Origin of the sequence: Clostridioides sp. ZZV14-6154 (assembly GCF_020657785.1) — a bacterium.
Classification (GTDB): domain Bacteria; phylum Bacillota; class Clostridia; order Peptostreptococcales; family Peptostreptococcaceae; genus Clostridioides.
Window position 1 is genome coordinate 18,100 of record NZ_JAGWCY010000015.1, and the last position, 21,529, is coordinate 39,628.

The window sequence follows — 21,529 nt, forward strand, 5'->3', positions numbered from 1 at the left end:
TTATGGAAGATAAAAGAGTTATGGAGATACCTATAGAAGATATAGTTCCAAATCCATACCAACCAAGAAAAATATTTTCACAAGTTTCATTGGAGGAATTGAGCAATTCTATAAAGGTATATGGTATAATTCAACCTATAACAGTTAGAGCAAAAGATGGTAAATATGAACTAATTGCTGGAGAGAGAAGATTAAGAGCAGCTAAGTTAGCAGAGCTTAAAACTATCCCAGCAATTATAAATAATATGGACGATGAATCTTCTGCTGTTCTAGCGTTATTAGAAAATTTGCAACGAGAAGACTTAAATTTTATTGAAGAAGCAATTGGCTATGAAAACTTAATAAAAGAGCATGCTTTTACTCAACAGCAATTAGCAGAAAAATTAGGCAAAAATCAATCTACTGTAGCAAACAAGCTTAGAATATTAAAGCTTCCAAACGATATAAAAATGAAGCTAATAGAGAATAATTTAACAGAAAGACATGCTAGAGCATTCCTTAAATTACCAAGTGAAGATTTAATGAAAAGTGTACTAGAAAAGGTCATAAAGAATGAATTGACTGTTAAAAAAACAGAAAAACTGATACAAGATATACTAGAAGAAATTGAAATTCAAGAAGAGCCTGATAAAAAACAGAATATAAAGGGTGCTATGAGTATAAGAATTTACATAAATACTATAAAGCAAGCCTTTGATGCTATATCAAATACAGGAATTGATGCTAAGTATAATGAAATAGATAAGGGAGATTATATGGAAGTTGTTGTAAAAATCCCTAAAAAATAGAGATTACTGCTTACCAGTAATCTTTTTTTTTAAACAAGCCTTGTAATATAAATTGATTTATAGACATTATTTATAATTATAAAAGCAACTAGTCAATATTTAAAATTAATTTAATTCTTAAAGGGGGGAACATCATGGGCAAAGTTATAGCTATATTTAATCAAAAGGGCGGAGTCGGAAAAACTACAACAAATGTAAATTTAAGTGCCAGTTTAGGAACCTTAGGAAAAAAGATATTAGTATTAGATTTGGACCCTCAAGGAAATACAACTAGTGGATATGGTATTGATAAAAATGAAGTGGAAAATACAATCTATGAGATTATGTTAGATGGTTTGCATATTAAAGAAGCAATAATAAAAACAGAGTTTGAAAATGTAGATATAGTTCCATCAGCTACGGAACTAGCAGGTGCAGAGATAGAGCTTGCATCAATAAGTAATAGAGAGTATATTTTAAAAAATTCCATAAAAGTAGTAAAGGATGAATATGACTATATATTTTTGGATTGCCCACCTTCACTTGGGATGCTTACAATAAATTGTCTAACGGCTGTAGATAGTGTTTTAATTCCTATACAATGTGAATATTATGCCTTAGAAGGTGTAAGTCAATTAATGGAAACTATAAAATTAGTAAAATCAAGATTAAATACAGATATAGAAATTCAAGGTGTTGTTTTAAGTATGTTTGATGGAAGAGCTAATCTATCGATACAAGTTGTTGAAGAAGTTAAAAAGTACTTTAAAGGAAGTGTATATACAACTCTAATTCCAAGAAATGTAAGGCTTGCAGAAGCTCCTAGTCATGGTAAACCAGCAATTTACTATGATAAAAGATGTAGAGGGTCTGTAGCTTATTTGGAACTAGCAGAAGAATTTATAGATTTAGAAGAGGAGGAGTGGTAGTATGGAGAATAAGTCTAAAAGAAGTAATAGATTGGGTCGAGGTCTTAGTGCATTGATACCAGAAATCAAAGGAGAAACTTCAGATAAAGAAATAGTTAATATAGATATAGACAAAATATATCCAAACGAAGTTCAGCCGAGAAAGCAATTTGATGAAGAAAAAATAAAAGTATTATCTGAGTCTATAAAAAATTATGGTGTACTACAACCAATAGTAGTTAAAAGGGATGAAAATAATAAGTACATGATAATAGCTGGTGAAAGAAGATTTAGAGCATCAAAACTTGCAAATAAAAGTCAAATGCCTGCTATAATTAAAGATATAGAGATGAAAGATATAATGGAGATAGCTTTAATTGAAAACTTACAGAGGGAAGATTTAAATTCGATAGAAGAAGCACTAGCATATAAAAGTTTAATAGAGCACTATAATGTAACTCAAGAAGAAATATCAGAAGCTGTTGGTAAAAGTAGACCTCATATAACTAACACTTTGAGACTTTTAAATCTAGGACAAGATGTTATAGACATGATAGATAGTGGTAAAATCACAGCAGGTCATGGAAAGGCTCTGTTAAGGATTTTAGATAAAAAATTACAACTACAAATCGCAAAAAAGATAGAAGAGGAAGAACTCTCTGTAAGAGAGGTTGAAAATATTGCAAAAAAAATATCTGAAAATAAAGAAGAAGATATGTCAAAAAAGTCTAAGCCTAAGGATGTATTTATTTTAGATGTAGAAGATAAACTTAGAAATATTTTTGGAACTAAAGTAAATATTTCTAAAGGTAAGAAAAAAGGTAAAATAGAGATAGAATACTATAATGACGATGATTTAAACAGTATTGTATCAATGCTTCTTGAATAACACACAAATATAAAATAGAGAGGACGATTAATATGATTTATCTAGACAATGCTGCAACTACATATCCAAAACCAGAAAGAGTTTATGATGCTGTTTTAGATTGTATGAAAAACTATTGTGCAAATCCAGGAAGAGCAGGACATAAGCTTGCTATGAGAGCTGCTAGAGAAATTTATGACACAAGAGAAAATGTAGCTAAGTTATTTAATGTAAGTAATCCTATGAATATAGTATTTACGTCTAATGCAACAGACTCTTTGAATTTAGCAATAAAAGGTGTACTACAAAAAGGAAATCATGTAATAACAACATCGATGGAACATAATTCAGTAATAAGACCCATAAAAGCACTTGAGCAAAAAGGGGTAGAAAATACTGTAGTAAAATGTGATGATGAAGGTTTTTTAGATTATGAAGAGTTAGAAAAATCAATAAAGGATAACACTAAGCTGATTGTAACTACACATGCATCTAATGTATGTGGAACATTAATAGATATAAAAAAAGTTGGAGAAATAGCTAAGAAACATAATATATTATTCTTGGTAGATGCATCACAAACAGCAGGTGTTTATGATATAGATGTGAAGAAATGCAATATAGACATGTTGGCAATGCCAGGTCATAAATGCTTATTTGGGCCTCAAGGAACAGGTATCTTATATGTAAGAGAAGGTCTAAATTTAAATATATTAAAAGAGGGTGGAACAGGTAGTAAATCAGAAGAAATGGTTCAACCAGAACTGTTCCCAGATAAATACGAGTCAGGAACTCATAATACTCCAGGTATAGCAGGACTTAACCAAGGTGTATTATTTATATTTGAAAGAGGAATCAACAATATAAGACAACATGAAGAAGAATTATGTCAATATATGCTAAATAAGTTAGAAGAAGTATCAGATATAAAGATATATGGACCAAAAGACAGTAAAAAAAGAGCCTCAGTAATAGCTATAAATATAGGGAATATGGATTCTGGAGAGGTTACTTTCTTATTAGATAGTGAATATAATATAGCAACTAGATCAGGAATACATTGTTCTCCGTTAGCTCATACTACTTTAGGTACGTTAAAACAAGGTGCGGTAAGGTTCAGTATAGGATATTTTAATACAAAAGATGAAATAGATAAAGCAATAGACGCTTTGAAGAAAATTTCAAAAAATAGATAGTTATACATTACAACATAAAAATAGTGTCAACTTTATAGAAAGCTGACACTATTTTTTGTAACTTAATATAATTTAAAAACTTACTTTAAATAATCTCCATCTTCAAGAATTATATGACCACTTTCATAGTTAGCGCCATCAACAGTAAGCTTTATTTGTTCAACATTCATGTTCTTTATGTAAGTACGTGCAACTGAATCAAGCATTAAAGTTTCTGCATCACTACCTAAGTTTGATTTTGTAAAATCAGAGTTAACATCTAATATACCAGTTTTTACGCCATCAATATCTTTTGTAGTAAATGAATTTAGTTTTGCAGATTCTGGAATTACTTTAAGCTTTTGAAGCTCAGCAAATAAAGTGTTTTCATCAATTTTTTCTGAATTAACCTTATTTTCAATTAAATCTGTTTTGTCTACATCAAAAGAGTAAATAACAGCAGACTCTGTCTTCTTTTCTTCCTTTGGAGTTGATGCAGATTTTTTATTAGGAACTTCTTTTTCATCATTATTTTCGTTATTGTTTTCTTCTTTTGGTTGCTCAACATTTGTATTATTTTTAGTTTCTTTTTTAGTTGCTTCATTTTGAGCATTGCTACATCCAACCGCCAATATAGATATAGATAATATACTTAACACTAACATTATTTTCTTATTTTTCATAAAAATTACTCCTCTCTAAGATACTATTCTTATATATAATTATAATCGTTATGACTGAATATATGAATACAAAATAGTAACAAATTTAAAAAATGATTTATTTAAATTAATTAAATACAAAATAAACTAAATTTTAGTCATTTTTATGGGAAATCATTTAATGTATAGAGAAAATATTGTAAAATAAAAGTAGTGTTTTTAAAATAAATATAAGTTATAATTATATTATAAAAAAATGTCTTCAAAAGGTGGGAATAGTATGGAAATTTTGAGCTTAGGAGAAAAGATTAAAAAATTAAGAAAAGAAAAAAATATGACATTAAAAGAGTTAGCCGGAGATAGGATAACAGCAGCACAAATAAGCCATATAGAGAGAGATAAATCTCATACTAGTTATGAACTGTTGGAATATCTAGGTGATAAGCTAGATGTAAGCGTGGAATATTTATTAGAAACAAAAGAAATGCAGTCAAAAAAGATAACAGATAATTTAATACTGCAAAGTGAAATTTATATAAAAGAGAATGAGCTAAACAAGGCTGAGGACCAAATAAAAGAAGTTTTAGATATATGTAAGAGATACGATTTAATGGAGAACTATGGCAAATGTAATTTTCTTATGGCTAATATTAACTTAAAAAAATCTAATTACAATAATGCTATAGAAAACTTTGAAAAGGCTTTATATTTCTTTATAAAAAACGATGATAGTGAAAACATACTAAAGTGCTATTTAAACATAGGAAAGATATATATGCAGGAAGACTTTTATAAAGGTGCGATAAGTCACTTTAATTTTGCAGAGGAAATTTTATCAGAGAGTAAGTTTGAGGATATTAACATATATAAGGAATTATATAGTAAGATGGCATATTGTTATATAAAATTAGATAATCCAAATATGTCATTAAAGTACATAGATAAAATAAATGAAATAGATAATAAAAATGATAGAAAAGAAGATGTCGATATTTTGGTGTTAAAAGCAAATAACATGCTTGAGATTGGAAAATATGAAGAATCAAAAGAGTATTTTAAAAAAGCACTAAAAATACTTGAAAATGAAGATAATAAAACTGGAATAGCAAATGTATACTTAACAATTTGTGATGTTTATAGAAAAATAGGTGAGACAGATAGAGTTCTTGAGTATTCTCAAAAAGTGTACAACATAAAGAAGAATGATGAAGACGAATACATGATGTCAGGTTTATTCAAGATAATAGAAGCGTACATAGATAAGGAAGATTATGATTTAGCTAGAAAATATTGTAAAATAGCTTTAGCATCATCAATAAAAAATAAAAACAAATTTAATGAGTATAAAGCATTAAAATTCTATTCTAATATGTATAAGAATCAAAGTGAAATTACTCTTGCTATTGAGTATTTAATTAAATGTATAAAAATAGTATCAGACTTAGGTAATAATAAGATATTAGCAAACTTGTACATAGACTTAGGACAATTATATTCAAGCATATCAAAAGAGAAAGAATTAGAATACTACCAAAAGGGAGTATTTATGTATAAAAATTTAGAGATAATGTAAGTATAATAAACCTATAATAGTATAGAAACAATCTATAACAAGCAAGATAATATCTATGATAAAATATAAATTGTATGAATAATTTTAAGGAGATGAATCAAACAATGAGTATAAAAATAGATGCTAGAGGGCTTGCTTGTCCTAAACCAGTTATAAATACAAAAAAAGAATTAGATAATATAGAAGAAGGTATTGTAGTTACAACAGTTGACAATGAAACAGCAAAAGAAAATATATTAAAACTTGCTAAATCTTTAAATTGTGAAGCAAGGATTGTTGATGAAAAAGAAAATTTAATTTCTATAGAAATTAAAAAAGGCAATAATGTTGTAGTTCAAAAAGAAGAAAGCGAACTAGAAGATACATGTGTATTTATATCTTCAGATAAGATGGGATTGGGGAATGATGAATTAGGACAAGTATTAATAAAAGGATTTATATATACTTTAACAGAATCAAAGCCATATCCTAAACATATACTTTTAGTTAATGGAGGAGTAAAATTAAGTGCTGAAAATGAAGCAACTATAGAAAATCTTAAAATACTTGAAGATGCAGGCGTAGAAATTTTATCTTGTGGAACTTGTTTAGATTACTATAATTTAAAAGAAAAATTACAAGTTGGCTCAGTTACAAATATGTACACTATAGTTGAAACATTAAAAAATGCATCAAATACTATTTCTATATAATGTATGCTTGTTTAACAATATAAAGTCATTAAGAAATATTAAACTAAAGAAAAGTAGATAGTCAGAAAGGATTAAGCAATGAATCAAATGTATATAGTATCGTTTAATTCGACACATCATGCAATAAGGTCAGAAAAGCTATTTGGTGAAAAGGGTTTAAAAGTAATGGCTCTTCCAACACCAAGAGAAATAACAGCAAGCTGTGGAATATCAATTAAATTTTCTTTTGAAGATATTGAAAAAATAAAGGCAATTTTAGTTGAAAATAATGTAGATATAAAGGGAATTTATTGTATAAGTAAATTAGAAGATGGCTCAAAGGAAGCAAAGAAGTTAGATTAGGAGGCTAATTATTTATGCCAATGGATTTAAAAATAGGGGATATTGTTGAATTGAAAAAACAACATGCATGTGGATGTAAAGAGTTTGAAATCGTAAGAACTGGAATGGATATAAAGATAAAATGTACGAAATGTTCAAGGCTAATAATGCTTGATAGAGAGACATTAGAAAAGAGAGTAAAGAAGCTAATAAAAAAATGATATAAATTTAACATTTAAAAAATGTCAAATACCGTATATTAATATCCAAATTTTTGGTATAATAGAAATTGAAGAAAACATTTTCATGGGGGTGCTTTAATTATGGCAGTTAAATATGCAAAAAGAATGGAAGGTTTACAAGGATCTGAAATACGTGAGCTTTTAAAACTTACTCAACAACCACAAATAATATCTTTTGCGGGTGGAATGCCTGCTCCAGAGTTATTTCCAGTTGAAGAAATGAAAAAAGTATCAGTTGCAGTGCTTGAAGAAAATGGAAGATCAGCTATGCAATATACTACAACAGAAGGATATGAACCATTAAGAGAAAAAATAGCAGCTAGAATGAATGACAAAAACCAAACTAATGTAAATAAAGATGATATATTAGTTACAAGTGGTTCTCAACAAGGTCTAGATTTTGCAGGAAAAGTATTTATTGATGAAGGTGATGTAATTTTATGTGAAAGCCCATCTTACATAGGAGCTATAAACGCATTTAAATCTTACCAACCTAAATTCATAGATGTTCCAACAGATTCTAATGGAATGATAATGGAAGAACTAGAAAAAATACTAGAAACAACTGATAGAATAAAAATGATTTATGTAATACCTGATTTCCAAAATCCAACAGGAAGAACTTGGCCACTTGAAAGACGTAAAAAATTCATGGAAATAGTAAATAAATATGAAATACCAGTAATAGAAGATAATCCATATGGAGATTTAAGATTTGAAGGAGAAACTTTACCATCTTTAAAATCAATGGATACAAAAGGATTAGTAATATTCTTAGGAACTTTCTCTAAAATATTCTGCCCAGGATACAGATTAGGATGGACTTGTGCTTCTGCAGAAATACTATCTAAATTTAACTTTGCAAAACAAGGTGCAGACTTACAAGCATCAACTATATCTCAAATGGAAGTAAGCAAATTTATGGATATGTATGACTTAGATGAACACGTTGATAAAATAAAAGCTGTTTATATCAAACGTAGAGATGTAATGCTTAAGACTATGGAAGAAGAATTCCCAGAAGGATTAGTATTTACTCATCCAGAAGGTGGATTATTTACATGGGTAGAGCTTCCAAGTAATTTAAATGCTAAAGAATTAATGCCAAAATGCTTAGAAAAGAATGTTGCTTATGTTGCTGGAGGAGGATTCTTCCCTAATGGTGGTAGAGAAAATACTTTCAGACTTAACTATTCAAATATGCCAGAAGAAAAAATAATAGAAGGTATCAAAAATATAGCATCAGTTTTAAAAGAAGCTATGGGTGTTGAAGCTTAATTAAAAATAATAACTTATAGATATATTATGAGGGATGGCGATTGCCATCCCTTATTAATTTAAAAAATATATTTCACCTTATATTAAATATTAAAATTTGTCCAAAATTTAAATTGACATAAACAAGAAAAAATGATAAAATGTGTAGGTATGAGATTTTAGTCTCATTTCTCTGCTCTAAGAGTGTAGAGCCGTTAAGTCCAAAGGGAGGTGAATTATAGTGAAAAATTATGAATTAGTTTATGTAGTAAAGCCAAACTCTGATGAAGAAACAAGAGAAGCTGTACTAAACAAAGTTAAGGAAGTTGTTGCAACTGAAGGAGAAATAGTTAAAGTTGATACTTGGGGAACTAAAAAATTAGCTTATCCAATAGCTAAGTTTACAGAAGGTTTCTATGTGTTAGTTAACTTCAAATCAGCAGTAGACGTTCCTAAAGAAATAGACAGAAACTTAAAGATAAATGAAAACGTAATAAGACATATGATAGTTGTTGCTTAATAACTAGTTTTATTATAAAAAATAGGTGGTGTTTTTATGAATCAAGTTGTATTAGTGGGAAGGTTAACTAAAGACCCTGAATTAAGATACATCCCAGGTACAGGAACACCAGTGGCATCATTTACAATAGCCATTGATAGAGACTATGTAAAAAAAGATGGATCTAAAGAAACTGATTTTATACCTGTTGAAGTAATGGGTAAATCCGCTGAATTTTGTGCCAACTACATAACTAAAGGTAGATTAGTTGCACTTCAAGGATCGATAAGAGTAGACAATTATCAGACACAATCAGGTGAAAAAAGAACTTTTACAAAAGTAAGTACTAGATCAGTACAAGCTTTAGATAGCAAGAATAAATCGGAAAATTCATATAAAGAGAGTGCTCCAGCTTTTGAGCCAAGCTTTGAACCTCAAGGGTTAGACCCACAAGGTTTCCAAGCTATAGATGATGACGATATACCATTTTAAAAAGGAGGGAAAAAAGTCATGATGAATAAAAAAAGACGTAAGAAAAAAAGAGTTTGTCAATTTTGTGCTGACAAAAACGCTAAAATAGATTACAAAAGTACTCAAAGATTACAAAAGTATATAACTGAAAGAGGAAAGATATTACCAAGAAGAATATCTGGAACTTGTGCTAAGCATCAAAGAGAATTAACAGTTGCTATAAAAAGATCAAGAAATATAGCACTTTTACCATATACATTAGATTAAAAAATGAGCCTTGTGCTCATTTTTTATTATAGATATTTATATAAGTAAATGAGACGAGCTATAACGCTCGTTTTTTTGTTTATATACTTAAATATATTATTATTTATGATATAATATTATATATTAAGGAGGGTTGCAAACGTGAAAATAGATAAAGGTTCTGAGATAACAAGAAACATAAAGATAATAGAGTGGATGAAAACAGAAATATTAATGAGTGTAAGTGATTTGTTTAACTTATTATTTAAAGGGGTAAAACCTTTAGATGAGGCAATTCAAGATACTCTAGCAAATATAATAATGATAACATATCTCTTAGCAAAGAGATTAGGAATTAGTTTTAGAGATGTGGATTATAAAGTCAAGGAAAAAATAAAAATTGGTATAGAGGAAGACCATAGTGTTGAAAGATGGTATGGAGATTTATCTAACTTAAAAAAACATATGGATAATAGGGAGTGATATTAAATTGAATAATAAAATTAGACTATCTAAAGCCATGCCTATAATAGTTTTAGCTATAATAATTGCTTTAGTAATAGCCTATATTCCAATGCTAGGAATGTTTAGTATATTAGCTGCTGTCCCATATGTAATTATAGGTGCCATTACTGATAAAAAGTATTCTTTTTTATCTATTTTGATTACATTTTGTGTGCTAATTTTATTTGCAGACATTTCGTATGCATTAAATATATGTATAATGTATTCTTTGCCAGGTATAGCAATAGGAAAGATGCTAAAGAGAAGTTTTGAGCAAGAAGATAGCAATAAATTTGAACCAATATATGGAGGAACAATAATATTTGTGCTTGCAATGGTTGTGTATTTCTTTGTATTGAAGACATTTTTAAATGTAAATTTATTAGATGAAGTTGCTAAAATGATAACGGAAATCGTAAATATTCAAAAAAATAGTTTTTCTGCAACTGAGCTTAAAGTATTTGATAAAATGAAGCCAGATGAAATTGTAAGTTATTTTACAAATATGCTACCGATGATGTTATTCCTACAAGGTTTATTATCAGCATTTGTAACATATTATTTAAGTGTATTCTTTATTAAAAGAATTACAAATTTGAATATAAGATTTCCTAAATTTGCTGACTTTTATTTACCAGGAAATGCTATAGTCACAACTTTTTTACTTTATTTATTAGTCTTATTGATTGAAATTATTGGTTCAAAATTATATACAGAATTAATAATGACTAATTTACAGCTAGTTTTTAACTTAATGTTTGTAATTCAAGGAATAGCAGTTTGTATTTATTATTTAAAGAAATGGATAAGACAAGGACCAAATAAAATTATGTTTCTTTCAGGGATAATTTTATGTTTATTTGGATTTATGGGAATATCTTTTGTTGGTATGGTAGATAGTATAATTGACTTTAGAAAGGTGAGAAGTTATAAATCCACTTAGGAGGATAGAAATGAGTAATAAACAAACCTTTAAATTAAATATGCCAGAAATAAATTTATATATAATTATTATTGGTATTTCTAGTATAATTTTGCTTTATTACAACTTGTATGTAGGGTGTTTATTTTTCTGTATTTTTGCATATATGGTTTTTCACAATTGGAGAACAACTAATATTAGACGTCATGAATGGACAGAGTATATTCAAAATTTATCTTTAGATATAGATGAAACAACTAAGAAAGCTATAATAAATCTTCCAATACCACTATGTATTCTAGAATTTGATGGAAATATATCATGGTATAATGGAAAGTTTTATGATATGATTGGTCAAAAAGATTTACTTGATAAAAATATAGAAGATATAGTTAAAAATCTTAATTTAAGAAAAGTATTAAATGAAAATAAAGAGATGTACACTGAAATAAACTATAAGGAAAGAGAATATACAATAGTTTATAATGTTATAAAAAATGATCAAGAAAAGAATCCTAAATATTTAATGATATTATACTGGATAGATAAGACAGAATATTTACAAGTAAAACAAGATTATGATGATGAAAAAGATGCAATGATGTTAATACAAGTAGATGGATATGATGAAGTATTAAAAAGTGCAGCAGAAGATAAGAGAGCTTTAATTAATGTTGAAGTAGAAAAAATACTTTCTGCTTTAGAATTAAATTCAAATGGTGCTTTGAGAAGGACTTCAAAAGATAAATTCTTCTTGGTAATGCATAAAAAAGAGTTAAAAAAATTAGAAGCTGAGAAGTTTTCTATTTTAGATACAATAAGACATATTGATTATGGAAATAATCTTCCTGTTACAATAAGTATAGGAATTGGTATAGATGGAGATACATTAAATGAGAACCTAAAACTTGCTACAGGTGCTCTTGATTTAGCACTTGGTAGAGGAGGAGACCAAGCTGTTGTAAAGACAAAAGATAAGTTTGTATTTTATGGTGGAAAATCTAAAGCTGTAGAAAAGAAAACAAAAGTAAAATCTAGACTTATAGGTCATGCTCTGAGAGAGGTTATACAAGAAAGCGATCATGTTTATATAATGGGTCATAAATATCCTGACATGGACGCTATGGGAGCTGCAGTTGGGGTTTATGATATATGTAAATCTTGCAATAAGACAGCAAATATAGTTTTACAATCTGTAAATGAATCTATAGAGATATTTATAAACAAAATAAATGAAAGTAATTATTATAAGAAGTTGTTTATTGGAAAAGAGGAGGCTATTGATAACTGTACTAAAAATACACTAGTTGTTGTAGTTGACACTCATAGACCTAATTATACTGAATGTGAAGAACTCTTAAAGTTATCAGAGAAGGTAGTAGTAATAGACCATCATAGAAGAGGTGTAGAGTTTATAAATGATGCAGTGCTTTTATTCCATGAAATATATGTATCTTCAACCTGTGAAATGGTTACAGAATTAGTTCAATATATGGATGAAGAGGTAACAATCAATAAACTTACAGCTGAAGGTCTTTTAGCAGGAATAAGCTTAGATACTAAAAACTTTGCATTTAAAACAGGTGTTAGGACATTTGAAGCTGCTTCTTACCTTAGAAAAGTTGGAGCAGATACAATAGAAGTCAAGAAGTTTTTTAATTCTGACGTAAAAGATTTTATAATAAAGGCTGAAATAATTCAAAGTACGAAGATAATTAATAATAGAATATGCCTAGCATATTCAAGTACAGAAATAGATAGTATAAACGTTATAATAGCTCAAACTGCTGATGAGCTGTTAAATATAAAAGAAGTAGAAGCCTCCTTTGTATTAGGAGAAAAAGATGATACTATATTTATAAGTGCAAGGTCTTTGGGGCAAATAAATGTACATGTACTTATGGAGAAATTAGGAGGCGGGGGACATATAGATATAGCTGGTGCACAGTTAAAAAATGTTTCTCTAAAAGAAGCTTACAAGATAGTAAATAAAATAATAGAGGAGTATTTAGAGGAGGAAGAATAGATGAAAGTTATATTATTAAAAGACGTAAAAGGAACTGGTAAAAAAGGGGAAATGAAAGAAGTAAGTGATGGATATGCAAGAAATTTCTTATTTCCTAAAAAAATGGCTGTGCAAGCAGATAGTGTAGCAATCAAAGAATTAAATGAAAAGAATAAATCTAAAGAAATAAAAGCTCAAAAAGAATATGAAGAAGCTGTTTTATTAGGAAAACAAATGGAAGAAATTAATATAGAAATATATTCAAAATCAGGTGAAGGTGGAAGATTATTTGGTTCAATAACAGCCAAAGAGATAGCTGAGCAATTAAAGAAACAAAAAGATATAGATGTAGACAAAAGAAAAATTTTATTAGACGAACCAATAAGAACTTTAGGTTCAACATTTGTAGAAATAAAAATACATCAAAAAGTAACTACTAAAATAAGAGTAGATGTAAAAGAAAAACAGTAATAACTAGAGGTGATAAAGATGGAAGACATGACGAGAATTCCTCCTCATAGTGTAGAATCAGAGCAATCAATATTAGGTTCTATACTGCTAGATAAAGATGCTATAATAACAGTTACAGAAACCATAAGGCCTGATGACTTCTATAAAGAAGCTCACAAAATAATATATGAATGTATGATAACTTTAAGCAATAAAGGTGAGCCTATAGACTTAATCACATTGACAGAAGAACTAAGAAAACAAGGGCATCTTAATGATATTGGAGGAATCAGTTATATTACAAGTCTTTCTACAATAGTGCCAACAACTTCAAATGTAAAATACTATGCTGACATAGTAAAAGAAAAGTCTGTACTTAGAAAGCTTATAAAAGCATCTAATGAAATAATAAATCTAGGATATAGTGGAGCAACAAAAATTGAAGATGTTTTAGAACAAGCTGAAAAGAGAATATTTGATATATCACAGGAAAAAACTAGTGACGATTTTAAATCTATAAACTTAGTTTTGATGGATGCCTATGATATGATAGAAAAATTATATACCAATAAAAGCGATGTAACTGGTATAACTACTGGTTTTAAAGATTTAAATAAAAAAATAAATGGTCTTCAAAGAACAGATTTAATATTAGTTGCCGCAAGACCTGCAATGGGTAAAACTGCTTTTTCTTTAAATTTAGTACAAAATGCTGCTTTAAAAGGAGATGCTTCTGTAGCTGTATTTAGTTTAGAGATGTCCAAAGAACAGTTAGTACAACGTATGTTATCTTCGCAATCTAGTGTAGAATTAAAAAAGATAAAGACTGGAACACTTAATGATAATGATTGGCCTAGGATTATAGATGCAATGGCAGTACTGTCAGATGCAAAAATACACATCGATGATACTCCTGGTATAAAAATATCAGAATTAAGGTCAAAGTGCAGAAAGTTAAAGATAGAAAAAGGTCTAGATTTAGTGCTTATAGATTATCTTCAACTTATGGAAGGTGAAGGTAATAATGAAAGTAGACAACAAGAAATATCTAAAATATCAAGGTCATTAAAAGTATTAGCAAAAGAATTAAATTGTCCTGTAGTAGCATTATCTCAGTTATCACGTGCACCAGAGCAAAGAGCAGACCATAGACCTATGTTATCTGATTTAAGAGAATCTGGAGCAATTGAGCAGGATGCAGATATAGTTATGTTCTTGTATAGAGATGAATACTATCATGCTGATTCTGAGAGTAAAAATATAGGAGAAATAATAATAGCAAAAAATAGACATGGCGAAACTGGTTCTGTGGAACTAGTTTGGCTTGGTGAAGTTCAAAGATTTGGGGATAAGTTGAGAGACCTATAATTTAACTAATATCCACAGAACATCCTTTCTTTCTACAGGAAAAATGTGGATACATGTCACTAAATATGTCTAAACCTTGAAATTTAGCTAAAAACTTATCCACACTATCCACAGATAGCCTGTTGATAAGTGTGAATAAGTAGATAAAGCAAGCTTTTGGCTTGCTTTATCTGTGTATAAATGTTAATTATTAGGAGGAACAATATGGAAAAAATAAGCTTAAAATATATATATCCCAATATAATTAAAGTACTTGATGAAATAAACTTGTTTAGGATAGTTGATAGTAATTTAAAAGAATCAATTGTTGTTTATGCTAGTATTGTGGACAATCAATATTATATAAACATGACTAATACAAACTTTGGAAATATAATTAACATATGTAAATTAGAAAAACTTTTAGACGTGGATAAGTTTATAGAAAAAGTTATAAAAAATAGCACAGAAATTAAAGAAATAAATGACTTTTCAAAAATAGAAGAGTATCTGTTAAATATTGGAGAACGCTAAAAAAGTTGAAAAAAATACGAATATTTGATAGAATAAATAAGTAAAGCGTTCGAGAGTATATAAAATATAGAGGTGAATTACATGAAAACAGTTGCAATTGTTGGTTCTCAATGGGGAGATGAAGGTAAAGGTAAAGTTATCGATTATCTTGCTACTCAAGCAGATGTAGTAGTGAGAGGACAAGGTGGAAATAATGCAGGGCATACATTAGTTGTTGAAGGTAAAAAATATGCATTACACTTAATACCATCTGGAGTTTTAAATCCAAAGACAGTGAACATAATCGGAAATGGAATAGTATTTGACCCTAAAGGATTCTTAGAAGAATTAGAAATGTTTAAAGCGGATAATATAAATACAGAAAACATAAAAATTAGCGATAGAGCTCATGTTATATTCCCATACCATAAAGAGCTAGATGCATTATCAGAAGAAGCTAGAGGCGATTTAAAGATAGGTACGACAAAAAAAGGTATTGGGCCTTGCTACATGGATAAAACAGAGAGATCTGGAATCAGAATATGTGATTTAATGGATAAAGATAAATTTGCTATAAAATTAAAGGCTCAGATAGAAGCTAAAAACAAATTAGTTAGAAACATATACGGAAAAGAAGAATTATTTGATTTTGAAGCTATATATAATGAATATATTGGGTACGCAGAACAAATAAAGAAATATGTAGCAGATACATCAGTTATTGTATATGATGCGGTAAAAGCAGGTAAAAAAGTTTTATTTGAAGGAGCACAAGGTACTTTATTAGACTTAGACTTAGGAACTTATCCATTTGTTACATCTTCTCATCCAATATCTGGAGGATTTGCTATTGGTGCAGGTATAGGACCAAATATGATAAAGGATGTTGTTGGTATAGTAAAAGCTTACACTACAAGAGTTGGAGAAGGTCCATTTGTTACAGAACAAATAAATGAGACTGGTGATAAGATAAGAGAACAAGGGCATGAATTTGGAGTAACTACTGGTAGACCAAGAAGATGTGGGTGGTTTGATGCTGTTATAGTAAAATATGCAGCTAGAGTTAATGGATTAACTAGTATTTCATTTATGCTATTAGATGTGTTAACTGGATTTGACAAAATTAAAGTTTGTACATCTTATAAAATGGGCGATAAAATAATAACAGATTTCCCAGCTTCATTAGATGATTTAGCAAAATGTGAACCTATATATGAAGAGTTAGATGGATGGAACGAAGATATAACTCAAGTAGACAATTTTGATGACCTTCCAGAAAATGCAAAGAAATATATTGCTAAAATAGAAGAGTTGATTGGAGTAAGTGTAGATATGGTTTCTGTTGGGCCTAATAGAGCTCAAACTATAATAAGAAAAAATATATTTGCTTAGTATTTTAAGTAAGTGATTTAAATTATAAATGATTAAAAAAAGAGTATCTCAAGATGATGTTTATAATTATTAGAGATGCTCTTTTATATTGAGTTAAAATTATTTATGTATATTTTAAATAAAATTAAGGCCTAATTTATACCCTAAATTAGATGTTTTATTTAGAAGATTTTGTTGAAAATCAATGATTCAGTATTATTTCAATTATATGTTAAAAAAAATAAAAAAACTGTTGACTAAAAGTTATACAGCAGTTATAATATAACTTGTGAGTGAAAGAAACGACGAAAAAAGTCGAAAAAAATGTGGTCTATTAGCTCAGTCGGTAGAGCACCTGACTTTTAATCAGGGTGTCCCGCGTTCGAGTCGCGGATAGATCACCAAATCATGGCTCGTTGGTCAAGAGGTTAAGACACCGCCCTTTCACGGCGGTAACAGGGGTTCAATTCCCCTACGAGTCACCAATATGGGACTATAGCTCAGCTGGGAGAGCACCTGCCTTACAAGCAGGGGGTCACAGGTTCGAGCCCTGTTAGTCCCACCAGTTTTTAGATGAAAAATACTATAGATGCTGGTGTGGCTCAACGGTAGAGCAGCTGACTTGTAATCAGCAGGTTGTAGGTTCGATTCCTATCACCAGCTCCACAAAATACATAAATGTAAATTAATATAATTTTCTATGCTACAGGATACTTTTAGGTATCTTTTTTTTAATTGTGTCAAAAATTAATTGTAATTATAATTAACTTTTTAAAATATTATACAATATCATAGCTTTAGAAACATAGTCTATAAACGTACTATAATAAATTTAAATAATACAATATATTAAGATATGATATTAATATATAAAAAATTACAAACTAGATAAAGGTTTAGTATATTAAAAGGTATATTAGAAAAATAATTAGAAAAACTGAATGGACAGTATGATTATGTAGTATAAGTTTTAAACAGAGAAGCAAGTATGTTCTTACCTCTCTATTTAAAAATAAAAAAATGTTTTTTAAGGGCTACTTTATTTGAATCTCTCCCATCTCAAATCATCTCCAGTAAATTCTAAAATTCTAAACTTGTCTAAAATCCTAGATAGAATTCTTTGAGTATAAGTATTTCCTATTTGAGATGGTGTTAAGTTGGTTGATATAATAATTTTTTTACCAGTAACAAGTCTTGTGTTTACAATATTGAAAATCTCTCCACTAGTAAAAGAATTATTAAGTTCAGTACCAAGGTCATCTATTATTAATAAATCACAATCAAACAAGTTTTTATAATTTTCTTCACTTATTTGATTGTTTGGGTCTCTTCTAAATTTATAGTCTTCAAGAATATCTAAAATTCTAAAAGAAGTTTGATAGATTACAACATTACTTTTGTCTAACAATTCTTTTGCAATACAGTTACACATGTATGTTTTACCTAGTCCAGTAGAACCATAAAACAATAGGTTTTCATTATTATCCACCTTAAAGTCATGAACAAAATTTTCGCAGATACTTAGATTATTTAACATGTTTTCTCTTGGAGAGATTTCTCCATCGGGACTCTTCTTAGGAGAAAATATATTCAAGTTAAAATTCGAAAAATTTTCCTGACTTAAAATTCTATCTAAGTTAGACATTTTATAAGCCTCATTTACAATTTCTTGTTTTAGACAAGAGCATTTTTCACCATTAGGTAAAAATCCTTTGTCTTTACAAGAGTCACATTGAAACTTTATTTCTAAGTAATCAAGAGATATATTATTTTTAAGTAAAAGTTCTTCTTTTCTCAATTTTAAAGATTCTATAGTTTCCTTAGACTCATTTACAATTTCATCTTTAGATTTAGGATTCAAAAGAACTGTTTTAGCTAAGTTAAGACCTATTTTAGAAATCTCATCATCTATAGATTTTATCTCAGGAATCCTATTATAGACTTCATTTTTTCTATGTTCTAAGAGTAGTTCATTTTTATCTCTTTTATTGGCATATTTAGCCAGTATTTTTCTTATTTTATCTTCATTCATTTAATCACCTACTTAAACTTTTCTTTTTGACTTTTTTTAATAATTTCATCGAGTTCATCAGATGTATATTGAGTAAATGTTTCGTTGAAATTATGAAACTTAGTTTTCTTGTAAGTATTGTTGTTTTGAGTAGTATTAATCTGCTTTTTATTAATATTCTCCTTAACTATACGTTCTTCCTCTTTTTGCTTTAAATCATTTAAATTTTTTATATTTTTTTCGTGCCAATTTTTAATTATTCCATTTATATAAGATATACTTGGGTTTGGTATATTCTTAGATTTAGAACATGCATTTACTATTAAGTCCATATCCATGTCAAATTTATCAAACCAAGCATCCATAAGTTCTTTTTCTGATTTCGTTGCTTGTCTTGAAAATCCCAATTCATTGAAAATAGTTTTATATAAAATATATCGTTCGCTTCTAATTAAGAAGCTATCTTCAACATCTTTTGGGGTATATAAATTTGAATCATACCAGTTTCTAATAATGCCTTCGATGTATTTAACTGGTTTAGATGTACCAGTTTTATCTTTAACATATTCATAAGCACAAAGTATCATATCAGGGCCCATGTTGTATTTATTCATTACATCCATAATACTTATTTTTTCGCTTGGGTCAAGATATCGACCAACTATTTTATTTATAGAATTGAACATCTTTCTAATACTTGGATTTTCAGAAGTAGATACAACTTTATCTGTATTAGATTTTACAGATGAATTATTACCTAATATATTTTCGATATAGAAATTCTTTAAATCTAAAAATTCTATTGAATAATTAAAATTATCAGATTCTCCATTGTCATGTATTTTTATAATCTTTTTTTCTTCCCAGAATTTCCAAGCAGATAGTACATCAGACAAAGGTATATTTAGGTTCTTGGCTATTGAGCTATTGTCAAACTTAGGATTAGAAGTAATATCACATGCCTGTCTATAGCCTAAAAGATAAACTTTTACGTATAACCCGTCCGCCATTGGCATAAATATATCTATAAAGATATTGGGAATAGTGATTTCACCTAAATCTATTTCATTGCTTTCTTTGAAAAACATTTTATCACCTCAGATTAAATTATATCATTTTTTGTATTACATTTGGTTGTAAACAAATAAAAGGTCATAAGATTAGCATGTAAATATTTTCTAAAAGTATTCATTTTAAAAAGGAGGAGATATTTTGGTTATAAAATTCAACCAAAAAGTAAGAAGAACATTATCAGTAGCAATTTTATTTATGGTACTAATAATAGGTTGCTTCATAGAAAAGGATGACAGTTTAGAAGCATACAAAGAAAAATCTAATTCAAAGATAAATCAATATAATATGGATGTTATATTTGATGATGAAACTAAGAGGTTAATGTGTAATCAGAGTGTTGAGTACATAAATAATACAAAATCAAATATGGATAAAATATATTTCCATATATATCCGAATGCTTTTTCTAAAAAAGAATTTGCTCCTTTTGAAAAAGATGAGATGACAAGAGCCTATCCTAATGGATTCAATGAAGGATATATAGATATAAAAAACATACTAAATAATAGTAGTAAAATGGAATATAAAATCAAAGGAGATAAAAATGATATATTAGAAATAGAATTAGGAAAAGAGTTAAAGCCAAATGAAAGGATATCACTGGATATAAAATATAATGTAAAAATACCAAACTCAGTGGGAAGATTTGGATATGGAGAAAACACTATAAATATTACTAATTGGTTTCCTATAGCTTGTGTTAATGATGAAAGAGGATGGAATATAAAGAGTTATGAAACTATTGGAGACCCATTTTATAGTGAAACTAGTGATTTTCATGTGAAACTATTGATTCCAAATAAGTATAAGATTGCTCATACAGGTAAACTTGTTAATGATAAACATGATAACAAGAAAATGTTGTATGAAATAGAGGCTGAAAACGTTAGGGACTTTGCGTTTATATTAAGTAGTAAATTTGATGTAAATAAAGTAGATTCAAAGGGAGTAGCTATTAGTACATACAATTTAAATAAGAAGCTTTCTAGCAGAGCAACAGAGATTGCAAAAGATTCAATAAATATATTTAGTGAGTTGTTTGGCAAATACCCATATAAAGAATATTCTGTTGTAGCAAGTGATTTCTTTATAGGTGGCATGGAATATCCTATGCTTGTTATGATAGACCAAGGCTTATATAATGAAAAAAATGAGTTTTTGCTTGAGTATGTTATAGCACATGAAACAGCGCACCAATGGTGGTATTCTGCTGTTGGAAACGATGAAATAAGTGAACCTTGGTTAGATGAAGCTCTTACTGAATACTCTACAATAGTTTATTTTGAACAAAAATATGGGAAGGAAATGGCAAATAAACTTATAAAAACTATGCAAATACAAACAAAGAGTTATTTGAGTGAAAACATATTTAAACCATCAAATGAGTATAAGAATTCTACTGAATACAGTTTAAATGTTTATACAAAAGGAGCAACAGCTTTTAATGAAGTAAGAAAAGAGGTTGGGGATAAGGTATTCTTTGAAACACTAAATGAGTATTATAATAAATACAAACATAAAAATGCTAATGGAAGAGCCTTTGTAGAGTTATGGAACAGTAAAGGGGTAGATATAAATAAGATTATAAGTGAATACAAGTAAATTTCGTACAGAGTATTAAATTTTATTTAATACTCTGTTTTTTTGGTAT

Annotated in this window: 23 protein-coding genes and 4 tRNA genes; 24 read left to right on the plus strand and 3 right to left on the minus strand. The window is 28.5% G+C overall.

Features of this window, described 5'->3' with window-relative positions:
- The first annotated feature begins 2 nt into the window (after positions 1-2).
- From noc to KGF45_RS18085, 4 genes are all read left to right on the plus strand, one after another.
- Positions 3-788 carry a nucleoid occlusion protein gene (noc, locus tag KGF45_RS18070; RefSeq protein ID WP_227839150.1) on the plus strand — a complete coding sequence of 262 codons (786 nt, stop codon included), beginning with the start codon at positions 3-5 and terminating at the stop codon, positions 786-788.
- 134 nt (positions 789-922) lie between these two features.
- Positions 923-1,696 carry a ParA family protein gene (locus tag KGF45_RS18075; protein WP_227828569.1) on the plus strand — a complete coding sequence of 258 codons (774 nt, stop codon included), beginning with the start codon at positions 923-925 and terminating at the stop codon, positions 1,694-1,696.
- A gap of 1 nt (position 1,697) precedes the next feature.
- On the plus strand, positions 1,698-2,564 hold the full coding sequence (locus tag KGF45_RS18080; RefSeq protein ID WP_227842988.1) for a ParB/RepB/Spo0J family partition protein: 867 nt from the start codon (positions 1,698-1,700) through the stop codon (positions 2,562-2,564).
- Between the two features lie 32 nt (positions 2,565-2,596).
- Positions 2,597-3,739 (plus strand): aminotransferase class V-fold PLP-dependent enzyme, encoded by a 1,143-nt coding sequence (locus tag KGF45_RS18085; protein ID WP_227842989.1) that lies wholly within the window; start codon positions 2,597-2,599, stop codon positions 3,737-3,739.
- Positions 3,740-3,819: 80 nt separating this feature from the next.
- Here KGF45_RS18085 and KGF45_RS18090 read toward each other — a convergent pair whose 3' ends face one another.
- The gene (locus KGF45_RS18090) at positions 3,820-4,401 is read right to left on the minus strand and encodes a GerMN domain-containing protein (RefSeq protein ID WP_227842990.1); all 582 of its coding nucleotides are present in this window, start codon (positions 4,399-4,401) and stop codon (positions 3,820-3,822) included.
- A gap of 259 nt (positions 4,402-4,660) precedes the next feature.
- Here KGF45_RS18090 and rstA point away from each other — a divergent pair, with 259 nt between their 5' ends.
- The 19 genes from rstA to KGF45_RS18185 all read left to right on the plus strand — a co-directional run bounded on the left by rstA (position 4,661) and on the right by KGF45_RS18185 (position 17,459).
- Positions 4,661-5,953 (plus strand): toxin production/motility transcriptional repressor RstA, encoded by a 1,293-nt coding sequence (gene rstA / locus KGF45_RS18095; protein ID WP_227842991.1) that lies wholly within the window; start codon positions 4,661-4,663, stop codon positions 5,951-5,953.
- A 104-nt stretch (positions 5,954-6,057) separates the two neighbouring features.
- Complete coding sequence (yedF, locus tag KGF45_RS18100; RefSeq protein ID WP_227436550.1) at positions 6,058-6,645, plus strand: sulfurtransferase-like selenium metabolism protein YedF; 588 nt, start codon at positions 6,058-6,060, stop codon at positions 6,643-6,645.
- 78 nt (positions 6,646-6,723) lie between these two features.
- The gene (locus tag KGF45_RS18105) at positions 6,724-6,987 is read left to right on the plus strand and encodes a DUF3343 domain-containing protein (RefSeq protein WP_227828574.1); all 264 of its coding nucleotides are present in this window, start codon (positions 6,724-6,726) and stop codon (positions 6,985-6,987) included.
- Positions 6,988-7,001: 14 nt separating this feature from the next.
- Positions 7,002-7,187, plus strand: coding sequence for a DUF951 domain-containing protein (locus KGF45_RS18110; RefSeq protein ID WP_054275506.1), 186 nt, complete (start codon positions 7,002-7,004; stop codon positions 7,185-7,187).
- Positions 7,188-7,289: 102 nt separating this feature from the next.
- Positions 7,290-8,486 carry a PLP-dependent aminotransferase family protein gene (locus tag KGF45_RS18115; protein WP_227828575.1) on the plus strand — a complete coding sequence of 399 codons (1,197 nt, stop codon included), beginning with the start codon at positions 7,290-7,292 and terminating at the stop codon, positions 8,484-8,486.
- 220 nt (positions 8,487-8,706) lie between these two features.
- A complete protein-coding gene (gene rpsF, locus KGF45_RS18120; protein ID WP_227842992.1) occupies positions 8,707-8,985 on the plus strand; it encodes a 30S ribosomal protein S6 in 279 nt (92 codons plus the stop codon).
- 36 nt (positions 8,986-9,021) lie between these two features.
- Complete coding sequence (locus KGF45_RS18125) at positions 9,022-9,456, plus strand: single-stranded DNA-binding protein (RefSeq protein WP_227436543.1); 435 nt, start codon at positions 9,022-9,024, stop codon at positions 9,454-9,456.
- 18 nt (positions 9,457-9,474) lie between these two features.
- Entirely contained in the window at positions 9,475-9,702 is a 228-nt protein-coding gene (rpsR, locus tag KGF45_RS18130; RefSeq protein WP_021386573.1) for a 30S ribosomal protein S18, read from the plus strand.
- Positions 9,703-9,843: 141 nt separating this feature from the next.
- On the plus strand, positions 9,844-10,164 hold the full coding sequence (locus tag KGF45_RS18135) for a MazG-like family protein (RefSeq protein ID WP_227436541.1): 321 nt from the start codon (positions 9,844-9,846) through the stop codon (positions 10,162-10,164).
- A gap of 7 nt (positions 10,165-10,171) precedes the next feature.
- Entirely contained in the window at positions 10,172-11,128 is a 957-nt protein-coding gene (locus KGF45_RS18140) for a YybS family protein (RefSeq protein ID WP_227828576.1), read from the plus strand.
- A gap of 10 nt (positions 11,129-11,138) precedes the next feature.
- Positions 11,139-13,133 carry a DHH family phosphoesterase gene (locus KGF45_RS18145; RefSeq protein WP_227828577.1) on the plus strand — a complete coding sequence of 665 codons (1,995 nt, stop codon included), beginning with the start codon at positions 11,139-11,141 and terminating at the stop codon, positions 13,131-13,133.
- Positions 13,134-13,583 carry a 50S ribosomal protein L9 gene (rplI, locus tag KGF45_RS18150; protein WP_054275501.1) on the plus strand — a complete coding sequence of 150 codons (450 nt, stop codon included), beginning with the start codon at positions 13,134-13,136 and terminating at the stop codon, positions 13,581-13,583.
- An 18-nt stretch (positions 13,584-13,601) separates the two neighbouring features.
- The gene (dnaB, locus tag KGF45_RS18155; protein WP_227483326.1) at positions 13,602-14,930 is read left to right on the plus strand and encodes a replicative DNA helicase; all 1,329 of its coding nucleotides are present in this window, start codon (positions 13,602-13,604) and stop codon (positions 14,928-14,930) included.
- A 204-nt stretch (positions 14,931-15,134) separates the two neighbouring features.
- The gene (locus KGF45_RS18160) at positions 15,135-15,443 is read left to right on the plus strand and encodes a hypothetical protein (RefSeq protein WP_227828579.1); all 309 of its coding nucleotides are present in this window, start codon (positions 15,135-15,137) and stop codon (positions 15,441-15,443) included.
- 81 nt (positions 15,444-15,524) lie between these two features.
- Positions 15,525-16,814, plus strand: a complete 1,290-nt coding sequence (locus KGF45_RS18165; protein WP_227828580.1) for an adenylosuccinate synthase — start codon at positions 15,525-15,527, stop codon at positions 16,812-16,814.
- A gap of 307 nt (positions 16,815-17,121) precedes the next feature.
- A tRNA-Lys gene (locus tag KGF45_RS18170) sits at positions 17,122-17,197 on the plus strand.
- Positions 17,198-17,203: 6 nt separating this feature from the next.
- Positions 17,204-17,278, plus strand: a tRNA-Glu gene (locus tag KGF45_RS18175).
- A 4-nt stretch (positions 17,279-17,282) separates the two neighbouring features.
- Positions 17,283-17,358, plus strand: a tRNA-Val gene (locus KGF45_RS18180).
- A gap of 26 nt (positions 17,359-17,384) precedes the next feature.
- Positions 17,385-17,459: transfer RNA gene (locus tag KGF45_RS18185), tRNA-Thr, on the plus strand.
- 373 nt (positions 17,460-17,832) lie between these two features.
- Here the strand turns inward: KGF45_RS18185 and KGF45_RS18190 are convergent.
- Both KGF45_RS18190 and KGF45_RS18195 read right to left on the minus strand, forming a co-directional pair.
- Positions 17,833-18,825, minus strand: a complete 993-nt coding sequence (locus KGF45_RS18190; protein ID WP_227828581.1) for an ATP-binding protein — start codon at positions 18,823-18,825, stop codon at positions 17,833-17,835.
- A gap of 8 nt (positions 18,826-18,833) precedes the next feature.
- Positions 18,834-19,892 (minus strand): DnaD domain protein, encoded by a 1,059-nt coding sequence (locus KGF45_RS18195; RefSeq protein WP_227828582.1) that lies wholly within the window; start codon positions 19,890-19,892, stop codon positions 18,834-18,836.
- Positions 19,893-20,016: 124 nt separating this feature from the next.
- On the opposite strand from KGF45_RS18195, the gene KGF45_RS18200 reads away from it, so the two are divergent.
- The gene (locus KGF45_RS18200; protein WP_227828583.1) at positions 20,017-21,480 is read left to right on the plus strand and encodes a M1 family metallopeptidase; all 1,464 of its coding nucleotides are present in this window, start codon (positions 20,017-20,019) and stop codon (positions 21,478-21,480) included.
- Positions 21,481-21,529 lie beyond the last annotated feature (49 nt).

Bases quoted from the DNA above. Each gene is read 5' to 3' on its own strand.
- noc (WP_227839150.1), top strand. From the start codon at position 3: ATGGAAGATAAAAGAGTTATGGAGATACCTATAGAAGATATAGTTCCA.
- KGF45_RS18075 (WP_227828569.1), top strand. From the start codon at position 923: ATGGGCAAAGTTATAGCTATATTTAATCAAAAGGGCGGAGTCGGAAAA.
- KGF45_RS18080 (WP_227842988.1), top strand. From the start codon at position 1,698: ATGGAGAATAAGTCTAAAAGAAGTAATAGATTGGGTCGAGGTCTTAGT.
- KGF45_RS18085 (WP_227842989.1), top strand. From the start codon at position 2,597: ATGATTTATCTAGACAATGCTGCAACTACATATCCAAAACCAGAAAGA.
- KGF45_RS18090 (WP_227842990.1), bottom strand. From the start codon at position 4,401: ATGAAAAATAAGAAAATAATGTTAGTGTTAAGTATATTATCTATATCT.
- rstA (WP_227842991.1), top strand. From the start codon at position 4,661: ATGGAAATTTTGAGCTTAGGAGAAAAGATTAAAAAATTAAGAAAAGAA.
- yedF (WP_227436550.1), top strand. From the start codon at position 6,058: ATGAGTATAAAAATAGATGCTAGAGGGCTTGCTTGTCCTAAACCAGTT.
- KGF45_RS18105 (WP_227828574.1), top strand. From the start codon at position 6,724: ATGAATCAAATGTATATAGTATCGTTTAATTCGACACATCATGCAATA.
- KGF45_RS18110 (WP_054275506.1), top strand. From the start codon at position 7,002: ATGCCAATGGATTTAAAAATAGGGGATATTGTTGAATTGAAAAAACAA.
- KGF45_RS18115 (WP_227828575.1), top strand. From the start codon at position 7,290: ATGGCAGTTAAATATGCAAAAAGAATGGAAGGTTTACAAGGATCTGAA.
- KGF45_RS18125 (WP_227436543.1), top strand. From the start codon at position 9,022: ATGAATCAAGTTGTATTAGTGGGAAGGTTAACTAAAGACCCTGAATTA.
- rpsR (WP_021386573.1), top strand. From the start codon at position 9,475: ATGATGAATAAAAAAAGACGTAAGAAAAAAAGAGTTTGTCAATTTTGT.
- KGF45_RS18145 (WP_227828577.1), top strand. From the start codon at position 11,139: ATGAGTAATAAACAAACCTTTAAATTAAATATGCCAGAAATAAATTTA.
- rplI (WP_054275501.1), top strand. From the start codon at position 13,134: ATGAAAGTTATATTATTAAAAGACGTAAAAGGAACTGGTAAAAAAGGG.
- dnaB (WP_227483326.1), top strand. From the start codon at position 13,602: ATGGAAGACATGACGAGAATTCCTCCTCATAGTGTAGAATCAGAGCAA.
- KGF45_RS18160 (WP_227828579.1), top strand. From the start codon at position 15,135: ATGGAAAAAATAAGCTTAAAATATATATATCCCAATATAATTAAAGTA.
- KGF45_RS18165 (WP_227828580.1), top strand. From the start codon at position 15,525: ATGAAAACAGTTGCAATTGTTGGTTCTCAATGGGGAGATGAAGGTAAA.
- KGF45_RS18190 (WP_227828581.1), bottom strand. From the start codon at position 18,825: ATGAATGAAGATAAAATAAGAAAAATACTGGCTAAATATGCCAATAAA.
- KGF45_RS18195 (WP_227828582.1), bottom strand. From the start codon at position 19,892: ATGTTTTTCAAAGAAAGCAATGAAATAGATTTAGGTGAAATCACTATT.